This is a genomic window from Gammaproteobacteria bacterium, assembly GCA_033720895.1.
GTDB lineage: Bacteria > Pseudomonadota > Gammaproteobacteria > Natronospirales > JAJUFS01 > JAWWBS01.
Genome location: JAWWBS010000012.1, coordinates 1 through 24,859 on the forward strand (window position 1 = coordinate 1; position 24,859 = coordinate 24,859).

Below are 24,859 nucleotides of genomic sequence, written 5' to 3' on the forward strand. Positions count from 1 at the left end.
CGCGATCTGAAGGTCGAAGACCCGGTGTTCAAGAACCATGCTGTCGACATGCCAATGGATGTGCTGCTCGGCAAACCACCGAAAATGTTGCGTGATGTCACGCATCGCGAACCGGCGCCGATCGAGCTGCCAGCCGATATCGATGCCAAGGAAGCCGCACTGCGTCTGCTGCGCCTGCCGACCATCGCCGACAAGGGCTTCCTGATTTCGATTGGTGACCGTTCCGTGGGTGGCATGATTTCGCGCGACCAGTACGTCGGTCCCTGGCAGGTGCCGGTGGCCGATGTCGCGGTGACCACGGCCGGTTTCGACACCAATGCCGGTGAGGCGATGGCAATGGGCGAACGCACGCCGGTGGCGGTGCTGAATGCGCCGGCCTCGGGTCGTCTTGCCGTAGGCGAGGCGCTGACCAATATCATCGCGGCCGACATCGATGACATTCGCAAGGTTCGCTTGTCCGCAAACTGGATGGCTGCGGCTGGCCATGAGGGTGAAGACGCCAACCTGTTCGACACGGTGAAAGCCGTCGGCCAGGAGCTTTGCTCGGAACTGGGTATCACCATTCCTGTCGGCAAGGATTCGCTGTCGATGAAGACGGCCTGGCAGGAGGGCGGCGAAGACAAGGCCGTGGTTGCACCACTGTCACTGATCATTTCCGGCTTCGCCCCGGTAGCCGATGTGCGTCGCACCCTGACGCCGGAACTCGAGAACGATACCGACACCCGCCTGTTGCTGGTGGATCTCGGCAAGGGCCAGGATCGCCTCGGCGGTTCCTGCCTGGCGCAGGTCTTCAACGCGACAGGCACGGAGACCGCGGATATCGCTGCATCGGAACTGAAGGCGTTCTTCGAGGTGATGACGCGCATCAAGCGTGAAGACCGCGTGCTGGCCTGGCATGACCGCTCCGATGGCGGCGCATTCGTCACATTGGCCGAGATGGCCTTCGCCGCGCGCGTTGGTATCGACGCGGTGTTGCCGGCCGGCGCCAGTGGCGGGGGACTTGCTGCGCTGTTCAGTGAAGAGCTGGGTGGCGTCATGCAGGTTGCAGCAAAGGATGTCGAGGCGGTACGGCAAGCGTTTTCCGAAGCCGGCCTGGGTGATTGCCTGCATGACATCGGTACTGTCAATGCGGACCGCAAGCTGAACATCGCGGCCGGCGACCTGAGGGTCGAAGGCGCGCTGGAAGAATTCCTCGGCGCCTGGTCGGAAGTCTCGCGCGACATGCAGAAGCTGCGCGACAACCCGGAATGCGCCGAGCAGGAATACGAATCCAAGCTGGATGCAAAGAATCCCGGCATGAGTGCGAAACTCAGCTTCGACAGCAGCGACAACCTGGGCGCGCCGGCAATTGTCGGAACAAAGCCAGCGGTTGCCATCCTGCGCGAGCAGGGTGTGAATTCGCATGTCGAAATGGCGCATGCCTTCCATCGTGCCGGCTTCGAGTCGCACGACGTGCACATGAGCGACCTTCTCGAAGGCCGCGTTGCACTGGGTGACTTCAAGGGCTTCGTCGCCTGCGGTGGCTTCTCCTATGGTGACGTGCTGGGCGCGGGCGAGGGCTGGGCAAAGTCGATTCTTTTCAACAGCAGGGCGCGCGACGCGTTCGAGGCCTTCTTTGCCGAGCAGGACCGGTTTGCGCTCGGCATATGCAATGGCTGCCAGATGCTGTCGACCCTGAAGGAACTCATTCCCGGCACCGAGCACTGGCCGCGCTACCTTCGCAACCGGTCCGAGCAGTACGAAGGTCGAAGCAGCCTGGTGGAAATCGTGAAATCGAAATCGATCTTCCTGCAGGGCATGGAAGGGTCGGTCCTGCCTGTTGCTGTCGCCCATGGCGAAGGCCGCGCGGTGTTTGCTTCCGATGCGGATCGTGATGCCGTTGCCGGCAACGGCCAGCTGGCCATGCGATTCGTGGATAATCATCATGCTGCAACCGAGCATTACCCGGAGAACCCGAACGGTTCGCCGCTCGGCATGACCGGCATGACCAACGCCGACGGTCGCATCACCATTACCATGCCGCATCCGGAACGCGTGCACCGTTCGGTAAACATGAGCTGGCGTCCGGCGGAATGGGGCGAAGATTCGCCCTGGATGAGGATTTTCTATAACGCCCGCAAATGGGTTGGATAAGAGATTCAGGGGACCAAGATGTCGACACGATTCAGAGACGTGGAGCTGCATGCACCGACGGGGCCGGAGCTGAGCTGCAAGGGCTGGGTGCAGGAGGCGGCACTCAGGATGCTGCACAACAACCTCGATCCGGCTGTGGCAGAGAAGCCGAAGGAACTGGTGGTGTACGGTGGTATCGGCCGCGCGGCACGTGACTGGGAATCCTTCGATGCCATTGTCGAAACGCTGAAGCGCCTGGAAAACGACGAGACCATGCTGGTCCAGTCGGGCAAGCCGGTCGGCGTGTTCAAGACCTTCGAGACCGCGCCGCGCGTGTTGATCGCGAATTCCAACCTGGTCGGCGAGTGGGCGAACTGGGATCACTTCTTCGAGCTCGATAAGAAGGGCCTGATGATGTACGGCCAGATGACGGCCGGGTCCTGGATATACATCGGGTCCCAGGGCATCGTGCAGGGCACTTACGAAACCTTTGCCGAAGCGGTGCGCCAGCATTACAACGGTGACGCCTCCGGCAAGTGGTTGCTCACCGGCGGCCTCGGCGGCATGGGTGGTGCGCAGCCGCTGGCAGCGGTATTCGCCGGCCTGTGCTGCATAGCTGTAGAAGTGGACGAGACACGCATCGACAAGCGCCTGGAAACGGGTTACGTCGACCGCAAGGCGACCTCGCTTGAAGAAGCCTACGCCATGCTCGACGAGGCGATGGAAAATGGCGAAGCGATCTCCATCGGCCTGCTGGGCAATGCGGCGGAAATTTTCGAGCAGATCAGCAAGAGCGATCGGCTGCCGGACATGGTCACCGACCAGACCTCGGCGCACGACCCGCTGAACGGTTACATCCCGGTGGGCTACTCGCTGGAAGACGCGGCCAAGCTGCGTGAGGCCGATCCGAAAAAATACGTAAAGCTGTCGAAGGATTCGATGGCGCAGCAGGTTCGCGCCATGCTGGCCCTGCAGGCGGCTGGCAAGCCGACCTTCGATTATGGCAACAACATTCGCGCCATGGCGCAGGACGCCGGCGTCGACAATGCCTTCGATTTCAAGGGTTTCGTACCGCTCTACATCCGACCGCTGTTCTGCAAGGGTGTGGGGCCGTTCCGCTGGTGCGCGCTTTCCGGCGACCCGGAGGACATCTACAAGACCGACGCCAAGGCTCGTGAGCTCTTCCCGGATAACGAGAAGCTGCACACCTGGCTGGACAAGGCGCGCGAGCGTATCCAGTTCCAGGGCCTGCCGTCACGCATATGCTGGCTGGGCTACAAGGAACGCCACCTGCTGGGCCTGGCGTTCAACGAGATGGTGAAGAATGGCGAGCTGAAGGCGCCGATCGTGATCGGGCGCGATCACCTCGATTCGGGCTCCGTCGCCTCGCCGAACCGCGAGACCGAGGGCATGAAGGATGGTTCCGATGCCGTGGCCGACTGGCCGATCCTGAATGCCATGCTGAACACGGCAGGTGGAGCCAGCTGGGTCAGCTTCCACCATGGCGGCGGTGTCGGCATGGGTTACTCCTTGCATTCCGGCGTGGTAATCGTGGCCGATGGCAGCGAGCGTGCCGAGCAGCAGCTGTCGCGCGTGCTGGTGAACGATCCGGGTACCGGGGTGATGCGCCATGCGGACGCCGGTTACCAGCATGCCATCGATATCGCCAAGGAACGTGGTCTCGACATGCCCCTGGTTACAGGAAAGAAGGGCTGAGTCATGGCCGGTGGCTGGGCAAAAGACGACGCCGTGACGGAGCAGATCGATGCGACCGTCAATGACGCGCTGGATCGCGTTCGCAGCAAGTTGCCGCAGGGCGAGAGCCTGAAGCATTGCGAGGAATGCGACAAGGAGATACCAGAGGCACGCCGCAAGGCCGTGCCTGGTGTCCGGCTCTGTATCAATTGCCAGTCCGAACACGACGAGCAGGACAAGGCGTCGAGTCTCTACAATCGTCGTGGCAGCAAGGACAGCCAGCTTCGTTGAGCCGTGAAGCGTTCAGGCAGGAAAAAGCCCGCCGACAGGCGGGCTTTTTTCATCGACTCGAACGGACGATCAGTTGAAGTCGACCGTCGTGGTCTCTTCGGCGACTACAGTCACGTTCTGGGTATCGCTGAAGGTGATGCTGTCGTCACTGTCGGCCTGGTCGGCATCGGCTTCACAGGTAAACGTGATCGTGTGCTCGCCGGCCGGGACGAAGCCGATTTCATAGTCGTATCCACCCGATTCGGTGTTCAATGCCGGCATTGCCGAGGTCAACGGGTTCGGCTCGTTGGCATCTTCGTCATCCGGCGTCACATCGGCACCGGCGAAGAGATACACGGCGGGCGCGCAGCTTTCGGTAACCCGGCCTGCATCGACCGTGCCTGCAATCGTGCCGACTTCAAGATTGTCGACCAGGCGCAGTGTCGGGCGGAGCACATAGTCCATGTTGCCGTTCATCGGCAGCGTGACAGACTTGCGAAGGTCGAAATCGACGGTGAAATTGGCGGTCGATCCAGCACCGACCGTGAAGCCGGTATTCATCTTGAGGCCTGTCTCGTCACCCGAAGGAATGTACAGCGAATGCTGCGACTCGTCCTTGAGGACAATGTAGGAATCGATGGTGGCTGGCTGTGCATTGACCATCAGGCGTGCCCACTGGTACTCGCCGGCAGGAACGGTCTCGTCCTCGATCAATGGTTCCGACAGGCTGCCCTGCAGGTCCATCAGGTCGATGGTCTTGGCTTCGTCGAATTCGAAGGTGGTGCGTCCGCCAGGACCCATCAATTCGACACCTGTGAATTCAACGACCACCGACTTGGCATCATCGACCGGTGCGTCAGTTACCGCCATGGAAATCTGACCGCTCTTGCTTCCACCGCCGTTGCATGCAGCCAGGGCGGCCGTGGTCATGATGGCCAGGGAAAGTCGTGCGAGTCTGGATGGTTTCATTGCTGATACCTCCGTGTGAATTCAGGACTGACAATAGTCCTTTCCACGTGGCATTGCGTTGATATCAATCACAGTTCGGAGAGATAGGGCAATTATCGTCAAGTCAGGCGTGTTTCACGCCTGCGTCAGGCGCGAAATTCACTTTTCCTGTCGATTGAAGGAGGCGGGCTGGGTGTTGCCGACATGCTTTTCGCCACGCGCTTTTGCCAGCTGTTCCTGGCGCCAGCGTTCCCGAAATCCCGCGCGCTGCCTGTCATCGAACTCGTCGATGCAATGGGGGCAGCTGACACCGGGCTCAAAGTGGTTCGACGCCCTTTCGCTTGCCGACAGTGGTCGACGGCAGGCGCGACAGAGTTCGTGGTCGGTAATTTCAAGACCATGCGTGACGGCAACTCGTTCGTCGAACACGAAACAGGCACCTTCCCAAAGCGACTCCTCGGCCGGAATTTCTTCCAGGTATTTCAGGATTCCGCCTTGCAGGTGAAACACCTCTTCCAGTCCCAGTGACTTCAGGTAGGCCGTGGACTTTTCACAGCGAATGCCCCCGGTGCAGTACATCGCGACCCTGGGCTTCTTCTCCACAAGTTGCTGCTCTGCGACCCAGCGGGGCAGGTCGCGGAAGGATTCCGTATGCGGGTCGATGGCGCCCTTGAACCTGCCGATCGCGACCTCGTAATCGTTACGGGTGTCGATCAGCAGGACGTCCGGATCGCTTATCAAGTCATTCCACTCGCGAGGAGGGACGTAGGTCCCGACCGTGCAGGTCGGATCGATGCCCTCGACACCGAGTGTGACAATTTCCTTCTTGATTCGAACCTTGAGGCGGTGGAAGGGCTGCTCGTCGGCAAAGGATTCCTTGTACTCGGTACCGTCGAAGCGCTTGTCGCTTTCGAGCAAGGCCTTCACTGCATCGATGGCTTCCCGGGTTCCGGCAATCGTGCCGTTGATGCCTTCTTCGGCCAGCAGCAGCGTGCCCTTGATGCCATGTTGCTCGCACAATTCCTGCAGGCGTTGCTGCCATTCCCGGCAATCCGGCAGCGCCGCGAACTTGTAGAGCGCTGCGACGACGATGTCCTGGCCCGCATTCATCAGGCTGCGGCGATGCTGTCCAGGCCGGCGGCCAGGGCATGGATGTCCTGGTCCATCCGGCGATCGCCGGCATGTGGCTCGACAATCTCGCGCACGGCGGCGTGCACCTTCTGCAACGGCCCGGTTGTCTTCAGCGGCGCCATCTGGTCGACAGCCACGCTGGCCGCCATCAGTTCGATGGCAAGGATGTTGGCGATGTTGGCGCACAACCGCTCGAGCTTGTGGCCCGCCCATGGCGCCATGGAGACGTGATCCTCCTGGCCGGCCGAGGTCGGAATGGAATCGACGGAGGCCGGGTGGGCCAGTGTCTTGTTCTCCGATGCCAGCGCTGCAGCAGTGACGTGGGCGATCATGTAACCGGACTCCAGGCCCGGCGTTGCGGTCAGGAACATTTCGAGACGCGGGTTGACCTTGCGAACCAGCAGGTCCGTGCGACGTTCCGACATGCTGCCAAGCTCGGCCAGCGCGATCGCCATGAAGTCCGACAGGAAGGCCAGCGGCTCTGCGTGGAAGTTGCCGGCCGAGATCACTTCGCCGTCGAACACCAGCGGATTGTCGGAGACGCTGTTCAGCTCGCATTCGAGAATGCGCTCGCAGTGATCAAGCGTGTCCTGCACGCCGCCGAACACCTGCGGCATGCAGCGCAGGGCATAGGGATCCTGCACGCGGTCGCAGCCGGCATGCGAATCATGGATGTCGCTGCCGGTCAGCAGCGAGCGAAATCTCTCGCCGACTTTTATCTGGCCGGGCATGCGGCGCACGTCCTGGACGCGCGAATCGAAGGGGGCATAGGATCCCGCCAGTCCTTCCACGGACATCGCGCCTGCCCTGATGGCGGTTTCCAGCAGGAGCCTGCCTTTGAACAGTCCCTCGATGGCAAGCGCAGCGGACAGCTGTGTGCCGTTCAGCAGGGCAAGCCCCTCCTTGGCAGCAAGTTCCACCGAGTGACAGCCTGCTGCCTCGAGCACGGCTTCACCCTCGAGGAAGTTGTGTTCCGAAGTGATCGCTTCGCCTTCGCCAATCAGGGCCAGCGCCAGGTGTGCCAGCGGCGCGAGGTCGCCGGAGGCGCCGACGGAACCGCGTTCCGGGATGATGGGCAATACGTCGGCATTCAGGAGAGCCAGCAGCACATCGACCACTTCCGGCCGTATGCCGGAATGACCGACAGCCAGGGAATTGGCTTTCAGCAACATGAGACGCCGGGTCACTTCGGCCGGCAGGGCATCGCCGACGCCGCAGGCATGCGAACGCACCAGGTTGTACTGCAGCTCGATTACCTTGTCGGCGGAAATGCGTTGCTTGGCAAACGCGCCAAAGCCGGTATTGATGCCATAGCTGGCCTGGTCGGCATTGATGACCTTCTCGACCTCGGCCTGGTTGGCGGCCATCCTGGCTCGAGCCGTGTCACTCAATGCAACAGGGCACGGATTCTTCTCCCATTCCCGCAGGGCATCCATGGTCAGTGACTGGCCGTCGATCGTGAGGGTGTTGCTCATTGCTCTTGTCCTTCGATGTAGATCCGCGTCGGCGTCAGGCCGCCAAGCTGGTAGAGAAGAAATTCAGGTTGCCCGATATTCCACAGGGTCAGGTCCGCGCGCATGCCGATGTCCAGGCTGCCTATGTCGTCGCGTCCCAGTGCCCGGGCAGCGTTCCGGGTCACACCCAGCAGTGCTTCCTCGACCGTCAACCCGAACAGTATCGCGCTCATGTGCATGGCCGTCAGCAGGCTGGCAACCGGCGAGGAGCCGGGATTCAGGTCGGTGGCGACGGCGAAAGGCACACCCGCCTCGCGAAATCCCTCGATCGGCGGCTTGCGGGTTTCCTTCAGGAAATAGAAAGCACCCGGCAGCAGCACGGCGACACTGCCCGCCGCCGCCATGGCCTTGATGTCTGCCAGGTCCGTGTATTCGAGGTGTTCGCAGGACAGCGCCTTGTAACTGGCTGCTGCCGCGGTGCCACCCATGTTCGAAAGCTGGTCGGTATGGGCTTTGAGCTTGAATCCGAGCTTCTGTGCAGCATCGAACAGGCGCTCGAGGTCCGCGCGGTCGAAGGCGATGTTCTCGACAAAGATGTCGACCGCTTCGGCCAGCTGGCGTTCGGCGACAAGCGGGAGCATGTCGTTGATGACTTCGTCCAGGTAATCCTGCTTGTTCCTGTCCTTCGGTATGGCATGCGCGCCCAGGAAGGTGCTGACCAGCAGCTGCGGCGTCTTGCCGCGCAGCAATTCGACGGCTTCCAGCATCTTGAGCTCATGCTCTGTCGCCAGGCCGTATCCCGACTTGATCTCGATCGTGGTCACGCCCTCGCGAAGCAGGGCATCGAGCCGGGGCAGGGACTCTGCAGCCAGTGTCTTTGCATCGGCCGCCTGCACGGCAGCCACGGTCGAGGCGATACCGCCGCCAGCTCGGGCTATCTCCTCGTAGCTCGCACCGCCGAGCTTCAAGCTGTGTTCGTGCATGCGGTTGCCGGCAAAAACGGCATGCGTGTGGCAGTCGATGAAGCCCGGCAGGATGACCGCATCACGGGCGTCGACGTGCTCGGCCGAATCGCTGCTCGCGGCGACATCCAGCGCGGCAATGCGCCCGTCCTTTATGGCGAGCGACGTTGCTGTCTGTGCAATGCCGGATCCCTCCGTCATGCCGTGAACACGAGCGTTGTGAATGATCAGGTCGTACATGCTTGCCCCGGATTAATTATTCGCCGCACATGGCCGCCGCCCCGGCTTTCTGCCAAACTTCGGCCCATGAACGAGCAGACCGCCAGCATACTGAATTTCCAGCACATTCTGGCGCCGGACGGCATCTTACCTGACCGGCAGCTGCATGTGGATGGCCAGGGGGTAATCCAGGAAATCCGCCCCATCCCGGCGGCCGAGCGGAGCGCCGTGAAATGGGATGGCTACCTGGCCCTGCCAGGCATGCCCAATGCCCATAGTCATGTCTTCCAGCGGGCGCTGGCCGGCTTCGGCGAGGCGCGACGGGGCGAGGATTCCTTCTGGTCCTGGCGAGAGGCCATGTACCGCCTGGCACTGCATGTCACGCCAGAGCAGCTCCATGTCATTGCGCGCCAGGCGTACGGCGAGATGCTGGCCGCCGGTTTCACTTCGGTTGCAGAGTTCCATTACCTGCACCATCTGCCCGATGGCACGCACAGCATGGCCATGGCAGACGCGATTATCCAGGCTGCAGAGGATGCCGGTATTCGCCTGTGTCTGCTGCCAGTCGCCTATTTCACCGCCGGCTTTGCGGCTGCGGGTGCGGGTCCAGGTGGGGGGCAGGCACCGCTCGCGGAGCAGCGTCGATTCGTTTTCGAGAGCGTTGATGATTATCTCGCCATGGTCGAAGCCGTGTCGATCCGCTCTGCCGGCATCGCCCCGCATTCCCTGCGTGCAGTGCCACCGTCTTTGCTGGAGGAGCTGGTTGCCGGCTCGCGGCAGATCCTGGGTGACGACGCGGCCATTCACATTCACATCGCGGAGCAGCAGCGCGAGGTGACTGACTGCCGGGACACGCATGGCAAGACCCCCATCAACCTGCTGGCGGACACCATCACGCTGGACGAGCACTGGAACCTGGTTCACGCGACGCACGCCGATGCAGGCGAGCGACAGCGGATGCTCGATGCCGGTGCACGAGTGGTCATCTGTCCGCTGACGGAAGCCTACCTGGGCGATGGCCTGTTCGATGCCACGGGGTTCGGCCGCCAGGGCGGTGAGCTGGCGATTGGCTCCGATTCCAATGCCCGCATCGATGTTTTCGAAGAATTGCGCCTGCTCGAATACGGCCAGCGCTTGAAGAACCAGGCGCGTGCACAGCTGGCTGACGAACACGGCTTTACCAGCCTCTACCGACACTGTGCGGAAGCAGGTGCACGAGCGAGCGGCTTGAAATCCGGCCGCCTGGAGGCAGGGCGCCTCGCCGACATCATCGCCATTGACGAGCGTTCCCATGGCGTTACCGGACATGTTGCGAGGACCATGGTCGATGCGTTGCTGGTAAACGGCAGCAGCCGCGACGTGGTTGGCGTCTGGGTGGGTGGTCGGAAAATCATGCCGACCTTGGTGCCAGACGAATTTGCGGCGACCGTGCAGCAGTTGCTCGGCACACTTTGAACTTGACGCTAGACGAGGTACACGATGCGAGCGTTTGAAATTCGCCAACCGGTGGTTGATGCGATTCCGGTGGTTTGCAGCATTCCGCATACCGGGACCTACGTGCCTGATGGCATTCCGGAGCGCTGGACAAGTGATCATATCCGCAGCCTGCCGATGACGGACTGGCACCTGCATCACCTGTACGATTTTCTGCCGAGCCTGGGAGTTACCAGCATTCACGCCACCTGGTCGCGTTTTCTCTGCGACCTGAATCGACCGCCCGAGCCGCGAGCGCTTTATCCGGGGCGTTTCGAGACCGGCATCGTCGCGGAACGCACGTTCTGGGGAGACGTGATCTGGGACAGCTACCCGGCCCGGCAGGAAATCGATCAATGGAAGGCGCAGGTCCATGTTCCCTATCACGAGGCGTTGAACGCACTGCTGGACGAGACGGCGGCCAGGTTCGGGCACTGTGTCCTGCTGGATCTTCACAGCGTGGCCTCGAAGGCCAGCGAGGTGCATCCCGAGCTCGAGTACGAGATCTATCTCGGCAATCGAGATGGAGACAGCTGCGCTGACTGGCTGATCGACTGCACGCATGAATTGATGGAAGCGGCGGGCCTGAAGGTGGTCCGCAACAATCCCTACAAGGGTGGTTACATCACCGATACCTACGGCCGACGCGATGACGTCGATGCCCTGCAGATCGAGATGTGCCAGCGAGTCTACATGGACGAGAACGAGCCCGGGGCTGCGCTGGACGACGAGCGTTTCGGCAAGGCCAGGCACATGCTGGAAGGCATTCTTGGCAGTCTCGCGACAGAGGCGAGCCGGAAGATCCGGTGAACAGCAGCAAAAAGACCGCCCGGAGGCGGTCTTTTTTCGTGGCCCGGCCGAGCGGCCGGTTCAGAAGGTGTAGCTGATACCGATCGACACCACCGGATAGGTGTCGAATTCCTCGAGGTCCTGGTTCAACTCTGCGATTTCTGCGTCCACGTTGGACTGGAATGTCGGATCGCTGGACAGCAGGCCACCGGTGGACACGATCTGCGCCTGCGGTCCGTCCTGCAGCACCACGCCGACATCCACCGAGAAGCCGAGCCCCGAGCTCTTTGGCGCGCTTGCCCAGCCGACGCCCAGGTAGGTGCCTTGCTCCTGCAGCCCGAAGCCAGCCGACAGCGTACCGACTTCCGCGCCGGTGTAGGACACGCCGTTCAGGGTGTAGGTGCCGGACGACGTGCCCGTGCCGATAAACGTCGAGTCGTTGTCGACGATGCCACCCGTGATGCGGAACATCCCGGCAAACGGGTGGTAATCAAGGAACAGGTGGGTGCTGTCGAATTCGGCATCGAAATCGTAGGTGATGTCGTCCTGGGTTTCCTCGTAATCCGTATCGTACTGGTTGATGCCACCACGCAAGGCGAAATGGTCGGTCAGGGCGAACTTGGCTTCATAGGTCATGCCCAGCGTGCTGACCCGTGCGCCGACGCCGATGTCTGCTGCCTGGGCAGGCAGCGCCAATGCGGCCAGGCCCGTTATCATGATGAGATTGCTGAACTTCATGCTAACCCCCGTCTGGATGTGGATTCGTCACTTCGCAGTATACGGCCTCAGGCGCCCCGCATGCAGGCAATTCTCCTGCCGTTCGCACCGCTCGATCGAACAGCTCATCGGACTGTGGCAGAATTGGCGACCCCGCTGGCAATCCACATTCCGGGATGAAACATGGCCGTTAAGAAGTTCGAACTTGTCCTGCAAAGCGCCAGGATGATCACTCCTCGCGTAAAAGAGCTGGCCTTCGTGCGCCGTGATGGCGAGCCCCTGCCGTTCGAGCCTGGCCAGTTTGTCTCCCTCATGCTGCCGACCGACGAGAAGCTGTTGCGACGTTCGTACAGCATAGCGACGGTCCCCGAGAGCGGCGATGACACGACAAGGCTGGCCATTTCCCACGTCGAAGGCGGGCGTGCAACGACGCGATTGTTCGCGATGGAACCCGGCGATGCCGTGGAAGCGATCGGGCCGGCGGGTCGGTTCGTGTTGAAGGATGATGGGCATTGCCGTTATGTATTGCTGGCGACCGGTACCGGTGTCACGCCGTACCGCGCTTTCCTGCCGGAACTGCGACGTCGTCTCACGGACCCGAAGGTTTCCGTCGACCTGTACCTGGGTGTGCGCAACCCGGCGGAGCTGCTGTATGGCGAAGACTTCGCGGCCATGCAGTCCGAATTCGACAACTTCCGCTTTTTCCCCTGTTACAGCCGGGCGATGCCGGAGGCGCCCGGCGCGAACGATCGGAAGGGTTACGTGCAGGAACACCTGGAAGAGATCCAGCTGGATCCGGGGCATGATGTCGTCTATCTCTGCGGCAATCCCGGCATGATCGATGCCGCTGCGGAATTTTGTGGCGAACTCGATTTTCCGATTGCCAATGTGAGGCGGGAGAAGTACGTCTCGTCCAATTGATCGTGGTCAGTTTCCGCTTGACAGTGCCTGCCTGACGGCGTTGCCACGGATGTCGATCACGGTGACATCGAAGGCTGTCTGCCTGTCCCAGTTGCCGCCCAGCAAGAAGGCGATGTTGTAGGTCTGGATGGATTCGTTGAACGGCTCGACTTCGACTGCCACGCAGCCCTGCTGAAAGTCATCGACATTCCCCGATCCCACCCCGATGCGTTCCACGAGATCGACGACGATCGTCTCGTCGGAGCCGCTCGGCGTGACTTCCAGTCGACCTAGATCCAGCGCGGGCGATTCCATGGACAGCGCGACACGCAGCACCGGGAAGTCGTTTGCCGATTCGCTTGCCGGACACTCGCCGGTATCGAACACGCTGGCATCGGTTTCGCGGGACAGCACGACGGCCGCTGCCGAGGATTTCGGATAGGGCAGCAGGTGCAGGGGGTTGGCAAAGTTCTCCCTGTTCTGTTGCCCGGCGTGGCTGCCGACCAGCAGGCCGAAATGCAGGTGGGTCGTGTTGATACCCTGGCCGCTGCGACCGACATGACCCAGCACGGTACCCCGTGTGATGGCGCTGCCGACATCGGCTTCCGAAAATCCCATGCTCCCCTGGGACAGGTGCATGTAGAGCGTCTGTACGGTCCCGCCGAATGCATCCGACAGCACCGGGTGCTCGACCAGCAGGTAGTTGCCCTGGCGGCAGAAGCTCGGGCACGCGCTCGGGTCGACGTCCCAGCGAGGGTCCCAGGTCCTGACCTTGCTGATCACCCCATCGGCGATCGCATGGATGGGAAATCCGGATTCATCATCGTTGTCATTGCCAGCGATGGCGTCGACGTCGGTCGGATTGTCGTCACAGGTGTCCACGCCCGGATGGAAATCGTCCTTCCCGCCCAGTTCCCGATGACCGAAGCCATCCTGGATGCAGTCCGGGGTGCTCGATGCGCTGATCGGCCAGGTGCCGGGGGCCACCAGGGTGTTGCCGAAATCGACAGCGCTGCCGCCAGGATTCTCAGGATCGCTGCCAGGGTCGGCGCGGGAATCACCGGAGTTGCAGGCTGTGATCGAGGCGAGCAGTGACAGGGCCAGCGAGGCAATCAGGAAACGCATGCGCAGTTCTCCGTAAGCAGAAGTAATGCGCCGATTTTCGACGTAATGGGTCCCTGCAGAATCGGGAGAACCACTGAGAACGAAAGGCAGGGAAGGATTGCGGCAAGAAAAAACCCCTGCAAGAGCAGGGGTTTCGTTGACGCGAGTCGCAGCCGCTGATCAGCCAGTGCTCAACTTGCGGTACTTGATGCGATGCGGCTGGTCGGCCTCGGCGCCGAGGCGACGCTTGCGGTCTTCCTCGTAGTCCTGGTAGTTGCCCTCGTACCAGACCACCTGCGAATCGCCCTCGAAGGCGAGGATGTGGGTCGCGGTGCGATCCAGGAACCAGCGGTCATGGGAGATGACCACGGCACACCCGGCGAAGGTCAGCAAGGCTTCCTCCAGTGCACGCAGGGTTTCCACGTCGAGGTCGTTGGTCGGCTCGTCAAGCAGCAACAGGTTGCCGCCGGAACGCAGCAGCTTGGCGAGATGCACGCGATTGCGCTCGCCACCCGAGAGGTCGCCGATGCGCTTCTGCTGGTCCTGGCCCTTGAAGTTGAAGCGACCCACGTAAGCACGCGACGGGGTTTCGTAACTGCCGACCTGGATGATGTCCTGGCCTTCGGAGATTTCTTCCCAGACCGTCTTCTTGCCATCCAGCGCGTCGCGCGACTGGTCGACGTAGGCCAGCTCGACGGTCTCGCCGATACGCAGCTCGCCTTCATCCGGCTTTTCCTCGCCAGTGATCATGCGGAACAGGGTCGTCTTACCGGCACCGTTGGGGCCGATGACGCCGACAATGCCGCCCGGCGGCAGGAAGAAATTCAGGTCTTCATAAAGGAGCCGGTCGCCAAAGGATTTCTTCACGCCCTTGGCTTCGACCACCAGGTCGCCGAGGCGCGGGCCTGGCGGGATGTAGAGTTCCTGGGTTTCGTTGCGCTTCTGGAAGTCCTTGGACGCCAGTTCCTCGTAGCGCTGGACACGCGCCTTGGACTTGGCCTGGCGGCCCTTGGGGTTCTGGCGCACCCACTCCAGCTCTTCCTTCATGGCCTTGCGATGCGCGGTCTCGGCTTTCTCTTCCTGTTCCAGGCGCTTTTCCTTCTGTTCCAGCCAGGAGGAATAGTTGCCTTCGTAAGGAATGCCGTGGCCGCGGTCGAGCTCGAGAATCCAGCCGGCGACGTTGTCGAGGAAGTAGCGATCATGGGTCACCGCCACGACGGTGCCCGGGTATTCCTCGAGGAAGCGTTCCAGCCAGGCGACGGACTCGGCGTCGAGGTGGTTGGTCGGCTCGTCCAGCAGCAACATGTCGGGACGCGAGAGCAGGAGTTTGCACAGCGCCACGCGGCGGCGCTCACCGCCGGAGAGCTTGGTCACATCGGCATCCCAGGGCGGCAGGCGCAGCGCTTCGGCCGCGACTTCCAGCTGGTGCTCGATGTTGTGGCCGCCCTCGGCCTGCAACTTGTTCTCGAGCTGGGCCTGCTTCTTGGCCAGTTCGTCGAAATCCGCATCGGGTTCGGCATAGGCGGCGTAGACCGCTTCGAGTTCCTTTTGCGCGTCCAGCATTTCCGACATGGCTTCTTCGACATTGCCGCGCACGTCCTTGGTTTCGTCCAGCTGCGGCTCCTGTGGCAGGTAACCGATGTTGATGCCGGGCTGCGGACGGGCTTCGCCTTCGATGTCCGTGTCGATGCCCGCCATGATGCGCAGCAGGGTGGACTTGCCCGCGCCGTTCAGGCCCAGCACGCCGATCTTGGCACCGGGGAAAAAGGACAGGGAAATGTCGCGCAGGATGTGCTTCTTGGGAGGCACGACCTTGCCCACGCGGTTCATGGTGTAGACGTATTGCGCCATGGAATGCTCCGTCTGGCTTCAAATGAGGTTCAAGCCGCGGATTATCAGGCCTGAGGGCCGGGATTCCAAGGCGGATCAGCCAACTTGGCTGGACTGCCGTCAGACGATGGGCGGCTCGGACGTCGTCAGCGGGTCGTCGTCGGCGAAGGTGGACTTGAGGTTTTCCAGGCGCTCGTCGAGCTCGCCCGGCTTTTCGAAGCGGGCGATGTGGAACATGGCCTCGCCCTCGTGGATCAGCGGAATGTTCGTGCGGCCGATGATAATGCCGCCAAATGGCGCCTTGACGTCGATTTCGTCATCGCGGAACGGGGTGGTGATGCGACCCAGCAACTGGCCGCGCTTGACCGCCGAACCGAGCGCCGCCAGCGGTCGGAGCATGCCGGAAGCATTGGCGCGCACCCAGCTTGAGGAGCGCGCCACCATCGGTTCGTGTTTTTTCTTCTTGGAGCGCGAAGGCGGCAGCATGCCCAGTGCGCGCATCACGCCGAGAATGCCGTTCACGCCGGCACGTATCGCCGTGTCGTCGTAGCGCAATGCCTCACCCGCCTCGTACACCATGACCTTGACGCCTCGTTCGACCGCGGCGCCACGCAAGGAGCCCAGCGGCGTGCCGGCGTTCAGCATCACGGGTGCGCCAAAGGCCTTGGCGAGTTCGAACGTCTCCTCGTCATCGAGGTCGGCACGGATCTGCGGAAAGTTATCGCGGTGAATCGCCGCGGTATGCAGGTCGATACCGTATTGCGCCCGGCTCAGGACATGCTCGGTAAAGAGATTGGCCAGTCGCGATGCCATGCTGCCCTCTGGCGAGCCGGGAAAGGCCCGGTTCAGGTCGCGACGGTCCGGCAGGTAGCGCGATTTGTGCATCACGCCCAGCACGTTGAGCATCGGCGCTGCCAGCAGCGCGCCTTTCATGCGGCGCAGGGCAGGGGTCGCCATCAGTCGACGGATGATCTCGATGCCATTCAGTTCGTCGCCGTGCACGGCTGCCGAGATGAACAGGGTCGGACCGGCCTGGCGACCATTGATGACCCGGAATGGCACTTCGACCGGTGCGTTGGTGTAGTGCGTGGACAGCGGCAGGTTGAAACTGGCGCGCTCGCCCGGTGCGATGCTGTTGCCTTCGATCTGGAACGTCGTGTTGCGATGGCGCTTGACCATTAGCCGCGGCTTCCCTTGGTGCGAGTCTTGCCTTTCTTGCCGTGTTCTTCGATGAACTTGGTGATCAGGCCGGCGACATCCTTGCCGGTTGCACCTTCGATGCCTTCGAGACCGGGCGAGGAATTCACTTCCAGCACCACCGGACCGTGGGCGGAACGCATCAGGTCGACACCACAGACATTCAGTCCCATGGTCTTGGCGGCGCGCTTGGCGACGGCGCGTTCTTCGGGCGTGATCTTGACCAGCTGGGCGCTGCCGCCACGATGCAGGTTGGAACGAAACTCGCCAGAAGCGGCGGTGCGCTGCATGGCCGCGACAACCTTGTCACCGACGACGAGGCAGCGCAGGTCGCTGCCGCCGGCTTCCTTGATGAATTCCTGCACCAGGAAGTGGCTCTTCAGGGCGCGGAAGGCATCGATGACGGATTCTGCGGCCTTGCGGGTTTCCGCCAGCACCACACCCATGCCCTGGGTGCCTTCCAGCAGCTTCAGCACCACCGGGTTGCCACCGACCAGGTTCAGCAGGTCCTTGGTATCGTCCGGGCTGTGGGCAAACCCGGAGACCGGCAGGCCGATGCCCTTGCGCGACATCAACTGCATGGAGCGCAGCTTGTCGCGCGAGCGGGAAATCGCCACCGATTCGTTCAGCGGGAACACGCCCATCATCTCGAACTGGCGCAGCACGGCAGTACCGTAGAAGGTGATGGACGCGCCAATGCGAGGGATCACCGCGTCGAAGGATTCGAGCTTCTCGCCGCGATAGTGGATCTCGGGCTTGTGCGCGGCAATGTTCATGTAGCAGCGCAGCGGATCGATCACGCGCGCGTAGTGGCCACGTGACTCGATGGCTTCGATCAGGCGGCGCGTCGAGTAGAGTTTCTTGTTGCGCGACAGGATCGCGATTTTCAGTTCGTTGGCCATGGTGAATACCTTTCAGTTCTTGGTTTTAATCTTCTTCCAGCATGTTGTCGGCTTCATTGGCGGCATCGTCTTCGCTCAGCGAGGGCCGCGTCATGAATGACTTGTCAGGCCGCACATTCAGGCGGCCGCGCATCGCGGTACGGCCCAGCAGCATGCGAAAGCGCATGTTGTCGCGGCCGGTCAGGGTCAGCTCGATGGGCCATTCGTCATCACCCAGTTTGAGCAAGGTCTTGATGACGGGACGCTCTTCCTGGTGACCGCCGGAGTCGGTGACCTGCCGGCGATCGATCACCTCGGCTTCGCAGTAGAGTACCGTGTCGGTGTCGCCTTGCACGGGGTGCATGCCGAAACGCACCCAGTCCTTGCCGTCGCGCGGCGGAAGGAACTCGAGGTCGAAGGCGTGCAATGCGGAGGTTCTCGCGCCGGTGTCGATTTTTGCCTTGATGCGGTCGATGCCCAGCTCGGGCAGGGCCAGCCACTCGCGCCAGCCCACGGCAATCCGTTTGTTCCTGCTCACCCGACCTCCTGAGATGGTGCGCTCTGAAAAGCATGAACAAGCAGCATACCATCCGTACCGTGCTGTCACAGGGCTGCCCGCTGGCTGTCTTCAACACATCTTATTAGGATACGGGCATGGAACATGTCGCCATTTTCTGCAGCAAGGACACCGCCGCCTATGGTTTCGGTGACGATCATCCCTTCGGGCCTGATCGCCAGGATGCCTTCCTGGCCGAGTTCAAGGCGCGGGGACTGGATCGAGACGTCCTGATGTTGCCCGCGCACCCGGCCAATCGGCTGGACGTGGAACTGTTCCACGGTGGTGACTACCTGGATTTCCTGCGAGACCGTTGTGCCCGTGACGGGGGCTACCTCGACATGGGCGATACGCCGGCCCTTTCCCATATCCCGGCTGCGGCCCATGCCGTCGTCGGTGCCGCCTTGCGGGCCGCCGAGATGCTGGTCGAAGGTTCGCTGGCGGCGGCCTTCCTCCCCATCGGTGGCTTGCACCATGCCGGTCGTGACCATGCCGCCGGCTTCTGCGCCCTGAGCGACATCGGCGTGGTGATCGAGAAACTGCGTAGCCACTACGGCCTGAAGCGCATCCTGTACGTCGACATCGACGCCCACCATGGCGACGGTGTTTTCTATGCCTATGAAGACGATCCCGATGTCTGGATCGTCGATACCCACCAGGAAGCGGCCACGCTCTATCCCGGCACCGGACATGCCCACGAGCGCGGCACGGGCGAGGCCGAGGGCACCAAGCTGAACCTGCCATTACCGGCCGGGGCCGACTCGGCAGCCTTTCGGGCGGCCTGGGCCGAAGCCGCGCCATTCATGGAAAAGGCGGCGCCCGATTTCATCATTTTCCAGTGCGGGGCGGATTCCGTGGCCGGCGATCCGATCACCCAGCTGGCCTTCGAGCCCGCGGACCATGGCTTTGCCGCCCGCGAGCTGATGGCACTGGCGGCGAAACATTGCCCCGGCCGGATCCTCGGGCTGGGCGGAGGCGGCTACAACCGGGCCAATCTCGCCGCGGCCTGGAACGAGGTGGTCGCTGCGATGCTGGCCGCCAGCCGAAAGGCCGCTGCCGCCGGCTGAGGGCAGGCCAGGCATCAGCTCCGACGAAAAGCGGCAAAAGCCAGCAAACATGCGCCTTTCCGCTGCAAATTGACCCGCTTTGGTGTGGGCCTTACCCCGTGCTTACGTTACAATTTCGGCCTCGCTCGCCAGCCCTGTGCGGTGCAGCGGGCCGCGCCACAGCGCCATATTCTCAACAAGGCCTTCAACAAGGGAGCCAGCCAGCATGTACAGCCAGGACATGACCATCCAGGGATTCGATGACGAGCTTTTCGGCGCGATGCAGAACGAGCGCCAGCGCCAGGAAGAGCACATCGAGCTGATTGCTTCCGAGAACTACGCTTCGCCGCGCGTGCTGGAAGCCCAGGGCGGGGTCATGACCAACAAGTACGCCGAGGGTTACCCGGGCAAGCGCTACTACGGTGGCTGTGAATTCGTCGACGTTGCCGAAGAACTGGCGCGCGAGCGCGTCAAGCAGCTTTACGGCGCGCACTACGCCAACGTCCAGCCGCACTCCGGCTCGCAGGCGAATGCCGCGGTGTTCCTGGCGCTGATGTCGCCGGGCGACACCCTGATGGGCATGAGCCTGGACCATGGTGGTCACCTGACCCATGGCGCCAAGCCGAATTTCTCCGGCAAGATTTTCAATGCCGTGCAGTACGGCATCAACCCGGAAACCGGCGAGCTGGATTACGAGGAAATTGCCGCGCTCGCTCGCGAGCACAAGCCGAAAGTCATCGTGGCCGGTTTCTCCGCTTATTCCCGCGTCATGGACTGGGAGAAGTTCGCCGCGATTGCCAAGGAAGTCGGTGCCTACCTGGTTGTCGACATGGCGCACGTGTCGGGCCTGATTGCGGCGGGCGAATACCCGAACCCGGTGCCGCATGCCGATGTCGTGACCTCGACCACCCACAAGACCCTGCGCGGTCCGCGCGGTGGCATCATCCTGGCGCGCGAGAACGCCGAGATCGAAAAGAAACTGAATTCGCTGGTATTCCCGGGCACGCAGGGCGGTCCGCTCATGCACGTCATCGCGGCCAAGGCCGTGGCGTTCAAGGAAGCGCTGGAGCCGGGCTTCAAGGAATACCAGCAACAGGTGGTTGCCAATGCGCGCGCCATGGTCGCGACCTTGCAGGATCGCGGATACAAGATCGTCTGTGGCGGTACGGACAATCACCTGTTCCTGATCGACCTGGTCGACAAGGGCATCACCGGCAAGGATGCGGATGCGTGGTTGGGTGATGCCTACATCACGGTCAACAAGAACACCGTGCCGAACGACCCGCAATCGCCGTTCGTCACCTCCGGTCTGCGCATTGGCACGCCGGCGGGCACGACCCGCGGCTTCGGCAAGGCCGAGTTCGAGCAGATCTCGAGCTGGATTGCCGATGTCATCGACAGCAAGGGCGACGAGAAAGTCATCGCCGAGACCCGCGAAGCGGTCAAGGCGCTGTGCAAGAAGTTCCCGGTCTACCCGGAACACATGCAGTTCTCGGTCTGAACGGAACCTGATCCATGTATTGCCCTTTCTGCAGCCACGAGGAGACCAAGGTCATCGACTCGCGGCTGGCCAGCGAGGGCATGCAGGTGCGCCGCCGGCGTGAATGCACGGACTGCGGCGAACGCTTCACGACCTTCGAATCCGCGGAACTCGTCATGCCGCGCATCATCAAGGGTGATGGCACGCGCCAGCCTTACGACGAACAGAAACTGCAGACCGGCCTGATGCGGGCGCTGGAAAAACGTCCCGTCAGCACCGAGGCGGTGGAAGCGGCGCTGGCACGCATCACCCACAAGCTGCGTTCCACCGGCGAGCGGGAAGTGAAATCCCGGCAGGTGGGCGAGTGGGTGATGGACGAACTTCGCGAACTCGACCAGGTGGCCTACGTGCGTTTTGCCTCGGTCTATCGCAGCTTCCAGGACGTGAACGCCTTCCGCGAGGAAATCGAGCGACTGGAGAACGAGCCGCTGCGGGAAGCCATCCGCAAGAAACAGATCTCGCTGCTCGGCGACGACAGCTGAGTCACATTCTCAAGATAATCCGGGAGCAACATGTCGGACCGTTTCGACACATTCGATAACGAATGCATGGTGCAGGCCATTCGCCTGGCCGTGCGCGGTGTCATGAGCACCCATCCCAATCCTCGCGTCGGCTGCGTGCTGGCGAAGGATGGTGCGCAGGTCGCCGAGGGCTGGCATGAAAAGGCCGGTGGCCCGCATGCGGAAATCGTCGCGCTGGAAGAAGCGCGCGATGCAGCTCGGGGTGCGACTGCTTACGTGACACTCGAGCCCTGCGCCCACCAGGGCAGGACCGGGCCGTGTACCAAGGCCCTGCTGGATGCGGGTGTGGCGCGTGTGGTCATTGCCATGCAGGACCCGAACCCGAAGGTGGCCGGCAAGGGCATCGACGCACTGCGCGGTGCCGGCGTGGAAGTCGAGGTCGGCCTGATGGAAGCCGAGGCACGCAAGCTGAACCCGGGCTTCATCAAGCGCATGACCGAAGGCCGTCCGCTGACGCGGTTGAAGATCGCGGCGAGTCTCGATGGCCGCACGGCCATGGCCTCGGGTGAATCGAAATGGATCACCGGCGAGGTGGCACGCGCCGACGTGCAGCACTGGCGCTCCGCAGCCAGCGGCATCCTGACGGGTGTCGAAACCGTTCTGGCCGACAATCCGCGCCTGAATGTGCGCCTCGACGACGTGCCGCGCCAGCCAGAGCGCCTGATCCTGGATTCGACCCTGCGTACGCCAGTCGATGCGGAAGTGCTCGCACTCGATACCAAGGTGCGCATTTTCGCCGTCGAAGACGACGCGCAGAAACGCAGTGCGCTGGAAGCGGCCGGTGCGGAAGTGGAAATCCTCAAGGCGGATGCCAATGGCCGCGTCGACCTGCCGACGCTGATGAGCCGGCTGGCGGAACTGGAACACAACGAGCTGTGGGTCGAAGCGGGTGCGACGCTGGGTGGCGCCTTGTTGACGGCCGACCTCGTCGACGAAGTGGTGTTGTACCAGGCCCCGGTGTTCCTGGGTGATGCGGCGAAGCCGCTGGCGGTGCTGCCCGGGCTCGATGCGCTTGCCGACCGCCTGCGCTTTGCGGTGGATGATGTCAGCCAGGTCGGTGGCGACCTGCGCATGATGATGCGTCCGGCTTCACGCGTCATGCAGGAAAAGGAGTAGGGCATGTTCACCGGGATCATCCAGGCCCTGGGCAAGGTCGAGGCGATCGAACAGCGCGGCGGAGACGTGCGTGTGACGGTGGACCTCGGCGAGCTTGCCAATGATAAGCACGGGATCGGCGATTCGATTGCCGTGAATGGTTGTTGCCTGACTGCTATCGAAGATCCGCGGCAGAAACTTGTCGCTGATGTCTCGAAGGAAAGCCTGCGCCTGACCACCATCGGTGACCTGAAGGTCGGTGATCGGGTCAACCTCGAGCCGGCCATGCAGGTCGGCGATCGCTTCGGTGGCCACATGGTCAGCGGTCATGTCGATGGCATGGGCAGGCTCGTGGAGCTGGCCGAGGAAGCCCGTTCCTGGCGGCTGGTCTTCGAAGCACCGGATGACATTGCGCATTACATCGCGAAGAAGGGCTCCATCACCATCGACGGCATCAGCCTCACGGTGAACGGCGTCGATGGCAATCGCTTCGACGTGAACATCGTGCCGCACACCTGGGAGCATACCAACCTGCATGCGAAGCAGCCGGGTGACCGCGTCAACCTGGAAGTCGACGTGATCGCGCGCTACCTGGAGCGCCTGCTGCAGGCAGGTGATGAAGCACCGGCAGGCATCACACTGGATACTTTGCGTCGGCACGGCTTTGCCGACGAATGAGCCATTGTCGATATCAAGTCATCGACTCTTGAGCAAATACTGAAACGAGGAAGACGTTATGGATCGCATTGAGGACATTCTCGAGGATATCCGCAATGGCAAGATGGTCATCATGATGGATGACGAGGATCGCGAAAACGAAGGCGACCTCATCATGGCAGCCGACAGGGTGCGTCCGGAAGACATCAACTTCATGGCGCGCAACGGTCGCGGCCTGATCTGCCTGACCCTGACGCAGGAACGTTGCCGCCAGTTGCGCCTGCCACTGATGGTTTCGGCGACCAACGAGCAGCAGAGCACGAACTTCACGGTATCCATCGAAGCAGCGGAGGGCGTGACCACCGGCATTTCGGCGCACGATCGTGCGCATACCGTGCTGACGGCCGTTGCCGATGGCGCGCGCGCCGAAGACCTGGTTCAGCCCGGGCACATTTTCCCGCTGATGGCACAGCCGGGTGGCGTGCTCAGCCGCGCCGGTCACACCGAAGCCGGTTGCGACCTGGCACGGCTGGCCGATTGCGAGCCTGCTGCCGTGATTGTCGAGATCCTGAACGATGACGGCACCATGGCGCGCCTGCCGGATCTCCGGAAGTTCGCCAAGGAGCACGATCTCAAGATCGGCACCATCGCTGACCTGATTCGCTACCGCATGGAAAAGGAAACCACGGTCGAGCGCATCCAGGAGAAGACGGTCAACACCGAGTTCGGCGAATTCAAGGTTGCCTGCTTCGAGGATCACATCAATCGCACGGTGCATTTCGCGATGACCCGCGGCGACATCAAGGCCGACGAGCCGACGCTGGTGCGCGTGCACCTGCAGGACACGCTTGGCGACGTGCTCGGCCTGAACTGGAAATCGCTGGGCTGGCCGTTGCGCGATGCCATGAAGCGCATTGCCGACGAGGGCGGCGTGCTGGTCATTCTCCGGCCGGATGAAAACCCCGGCCAGCTGGCCGAGCTGTTCGCCAACGGCGGCGAGTCCAGTGGCGACGATGCCGCCGCCGGCAGTTCGGGTGACGAGGTGTTGCGCACCTACGGCGTCGGCGCCCAGATCCTGCACGACCTGGGCGTGCGCAAGATGCGGGTGCTGTCGGCGCCCAAGCGCATGCAGGGTATCTCCGGTTTCGGACTGGAAGTGGTCGAATACGTGGATTCCGAGTGATCCAGGGTGCTGCTGTTCAACGATTTGATGGTTTTCGGACGGCCTAGCCCCTACAATAGGCGGTCCGAAATTCCAGAAAGATTAGACACTTAGGAAGAGAATGATGTCTGGCATCAAGAAAATCGAAGGCAAGCTGACCGGCGTGAAGGGCCGTTTCGCCATCGTGGCAGGTCGCTTCAACAGCTTCATCGTCGACAGCCTGGTCAACGGCGCAATCGACACCCTGCAGCGCCATGGTGTGGCAGATGCCGACATCACCCTGGTACAGGTCCCGGGTGCGTTCGAAATGGGCCCGGTGGTACGTCGCCTTTGTGCCTCGAATGACTACGTTGCCGTCATCGCGCTCGGTGCGGTCATCCGCGGTGCCACGCCGCATTTCGATTTCGTTGCCGGCGAGTGCGCCAAGTCCTGCTCGCAGGCTGCGAATGACACCGGTGTGCCGGTTGCCTTCGGCGTCCTGACCACCGATACCATCGAGCAGGCCATCGAGCGCGCCGGCACCAAGGCCGGCAACAAGGGCGCTGAAGCTGCGGTCACCGCCATCGAAATGGCCGGCCTGATGCAGGCGCTGTCCTGATC

23 protein-coding genes are annotated in these 24,859 nt (G+C 62.3%); 13 read left to right on the forward strand and 10 right to left on the reverse strand.

The window, feature by feature from the left end:
- The 3 genes from purL to R3217_03340 form a co-directional block, all read left to right on the forward strand.
- Window positions 1-2,133 (forward strand): phosphoribosylformylglycinamidine synthase (purL, locus tag R3217_03330; protein MDX1454465.1); only part of this gene is annotated, 2,133 nt, incomplete at its 5' end.
- Window positions 2,134-2,151: 18 nt separating this feature from the next.
- Window positions 2,152-3,828: a urocanate hydratase gene (gene hutU / locus R3217_03335; protein MDX1454466.1), complete on the forward strand. Its 1,677-nt coding sequence runs from the start codon at window positions 2,152-2,154 to the stop codon at window positions 3,826-3,828.
- A gap of 3 nt (window positions 3,829-3,831) precedes the next feature.
- A complete protein-coding gene (locus tag R3217_03340) occupies window positions 3,832-4,098 on the forward strand; it encodes a DksA/TraR family C4-type zinc finger protein (protein ID MDX1454467.1) in 267 nt (88 codons plus the stop codon).
- 69 nt (window positions 4,099-4,167) lie between these two features.
- Here R3217_03340 and R3217_03345 read toward each other — a convergent pair whose 3' ends face one another.
- The 4 genes from R3217_03345 to hutI form a co-directional block, all read right to left on the reverse strand.
- Window positions 4,168-5,046, reverse strand: coding sequence for a DUF4382 domain-containing protein (locus R3217_03345; GenBank protein MDX1454468.1), 879 nt, complete (start codon window positions 5,044-5,046; stop codon window positions 4,168-4,170).
- Window positions 5,047-5,184: 138 nt separating this feature from the next.
- Window positions 5,185-6,135, reverse strand: a complete 951-nt coding sequence (locus R3217_03350) for a rhodanese-related sulfurtransferase (GenBank protein ID MDX1454469.1) — start codon at window positions 6,133-6,135, stop codon at window positions 5,185-5,187.
- The gene (hutH, locus tag R3217_03355; GenBank protein MDX1454470.1) at window positions 6,135-7,631 is read right to left on the reverse strand and encodes a histidine ammonia-lyase; all 1,497 of its coding nucleotides are present in this window, start codon (window positions 7,629-7,631) and stop codon (window positions 6,135-6,137) included. The genes R3217_03350 and hutH overlap by 1 nt, the downstream gene beginning before the upstream one ends.
- Window positions 7,628-8,812 (reverse strand): imidazolonepropionase, encoded by a 1,185-nt coding sequence (gene hutI / locus R3217_03360; protein MDX1454471.1) that lies wholly within the window; start codon window positions 8,810-8,812, stop codon window positions 7,628-7,630. Before hutI ends, hutH begins: the two co-directional genes overlap by 4 nt.
- 66 nt (window positions 8,813-8,878) lie before the next feature.
- Here hutI and hutF point away from each other — a divergent pair, with 66 nt between their 5' ends.
- Complete coding sequence (hutF, locus tag R3217_03365; GenBank protein MDX1454472.1) at window positions 8,879-10,246, forward strand: formimidoylglutamate deiminase; 1,368 nt, start codon at window positions 8,879-8,881, stop codon at window positions 10,244-10,246.
- A 24-nt stretch (window positions 10,247-10,270) separates the two neighbouring features.
- Entirely contained in the window at window positions 10,271-11,074 is an 804-nt protein-coding gene (locus R3217_03370; GenBank protein ID MDX1454473.1) for an N-formylglutamate amidohydrolase, read from the forward strand.
- Between the two features lie 60 nt (window positions 11,075-11,134).
- On the opposite strand, the gene R3217_03375 is transcribed toward R3217_03370, so the two are convergent.
- The gene (locus tag R3217_03375) at window positions 11,135-11,791 is read right to left on the reverse strand and encodes a hypothetical protein (protein ID MDX1454474.1); all 657 of its coding nucleotides are present in this window, start codon (window positions 11,789-11,791) and stop codon (window positions 11,135-11,137) included.
- Window positions 11,792-11,953: 162 nt separating this feature from the next.
- Here R3217_03375 and R3217_03380 point away from each other — a divergent pair, with 162 nt between their 5' ends.
- Window positions 11,954-12,691: an FAD-binding oxidoreductase gene (locus R3217_03380; protein ID MDX1454475.1), complete on the forward strand. Its 738-nt coding sequence runs from the start codon at window positions 11,954-11,956 to the stop codon at window positions 12,689-12,691.
- 6 nt (window positions 12,692-12,697) lie between these two features.
- On the opposite strand, the gene R3217_03385 is transcribed toward R3217_03380, so the two are convergent.
- From R3217_03385 to R3217_03405, 5 genes are all read right to left on the reverse strand, one after another.
- Window positions 12,698-13,795, reverse strand: a complete 1,098-nt coding sequence (locus R3217_03385; protein MDX1454476.1) for a M23 family metallopeptidase — start codon at window positions 13,793-13,795, stop codon at window positions 12,698-12,700.
- Between the two features lie 159 nt (window positions 13,796-13,954).
- Window positions 13,955-15,625 (reverse strand): energy-dependent translational throttle protein EttA, encoded by a 1,671-nt coding sequence (gene ettA / locus R3217_03390; protein MDX1454477.1) that lies wholly within the window; start codon window positions 15,623-15,625, stop codon window positions 13,955-13,957.
- Window positions 15,626-15,724: 99 nt separating this feature from the next.
- Complete coding sequence (locus tag R3217_03395; protein ID MDX1454478.1) at window positions 15,725-16,783, reverse strand: succinylglutamate desuccinylase/aspartoacylase family protein; 1,059 nt, start codon at window positions 16,781-16,783, stop codon at window positions 15,725-15,727.
- Window positions 16,783-17,691, reverse strand: coding sequence for a 30S ribosomal protein S6--L-glutamate ligase (gene rimK, locus R3217_03400; protein ID MDX1454479.1), 909 nt, complete (start codon window positions 17,689-17,691; stop codon window positions 16,783-16,785). Before rimK ends, R3217_03395 begins: the two co-directional genes overlap by 1 nt.
- A gap of 37 nt (window positions 17,692-17,728) precedes the next feature.
- Window positions 17,729-18,220, reverse strand: coding sequence for an ATP-dependent zinc protease (locus R3217_03405; protein ID MDX1454480.1), 492 nt, complete (start codon window positions 18,218-18,220; stop codon window positions 17,729-17,731).
- Window positions 18,221-18,336: 116 nt separating this feature from the next.
- Between R3217_03405 and R3217_03410 the strand changes: the two genes are divergently transcribed.
- From R3217_03410 to ribE, 7 genes are all read left to right on the forward strand, one after another.
- Window positions 18,337-19,305, forward strand: coding sequence for an acetoin utilization protein AcuC (locus R3217_03410; protein ID MDX1454481.1), 969 nt, complete (start codon window positions 18,337-18,339; stop codon window positions 19,303-19,305).
- 205 nt (window positions 19,306-19,510) lie between these two features.
- Window positions 19,511-20,785 (forward strand): serine hydroxymethyltransferase, encoded by a 1,275-nt coding sequence (gene glyA / locus R3217_03415; protein ID MDX1454482.1) that lies wholly within the window; start codon window positions 19,511-19,513, stop codon window positions 20,783-20,785.
- A gap of 14 nt (window positions 20,786-20,799) precedes the next feature.
- Window positions 20,800-21,306 carry a transcriptional regulator NrdR gene (nrdR, locus tag R3217_03420; GenBank protein MDX1454483.1) on the forward strand — a complete coding sequence of 169 codons (507 nt, stop codon included), beginning with the start codon at window positions 20,800-20,802 and terminating at the stop codon, window positions 21,304-21,306.
- Window positions 21,307-21,336: 30 nt separating this feature from the next.
- Window positions 21,337-22,461: a bifunctional diaminohydroxyphosphoribosylaminopyrimidine deaminase/5-amino-6-(5-phosphoribosylamino)uracil reductase RibD gene (ribD, locus tag R3217_03425; GenBank protein MDX1454484.1), complete on the forward strand. Its 1,125-nt coding sequence runs from the start codon at window positions 21,337-21,339 to the stop codon at window positions 22,459-22,461.
- Between the two features lie 3 nt (window positions 22,462-22,464).
- Window positions 22,465-23,118, forward strand: coding sequence for a riboflavin synthase (locus R3217_03430; protein ID MDX1454485.1), 654 nt, complete (start codon window positions 22,465-22,467; stop codon window positions 23,116-23,118).
- A gap of 58 nt (window positions 23,119-23,176) precedes the next feature.
- On the forward strand, window positions 23,177-24,280 hold the full coding sequence (gene ribBA, locus R3217_03435) for a bifunctional 3,4-dihydroxy-2-butanone-4-phosphate synthase/GTP cyclohydrolase II (protein MDX1454486.1): 1,104 nt from the start codon (window positions 23,177-23,179) through the stop codon (window positions 24,278-24,280).
- A gap of 103 nt (window positions 24,281-24,383) precedes the next feature.
- Entirely contained in the window at window positions 24,384-24,857 is a 474-nt protein-coding gene (gene ribE, locus R3217_03440; protein ID MDX1454487.1) for a 6,7-dimethyl-8-ribityllumazine synthase, read from the forward strand.
- Window positions 24,858-24,859: the final 2 nt, after the last annotated feature.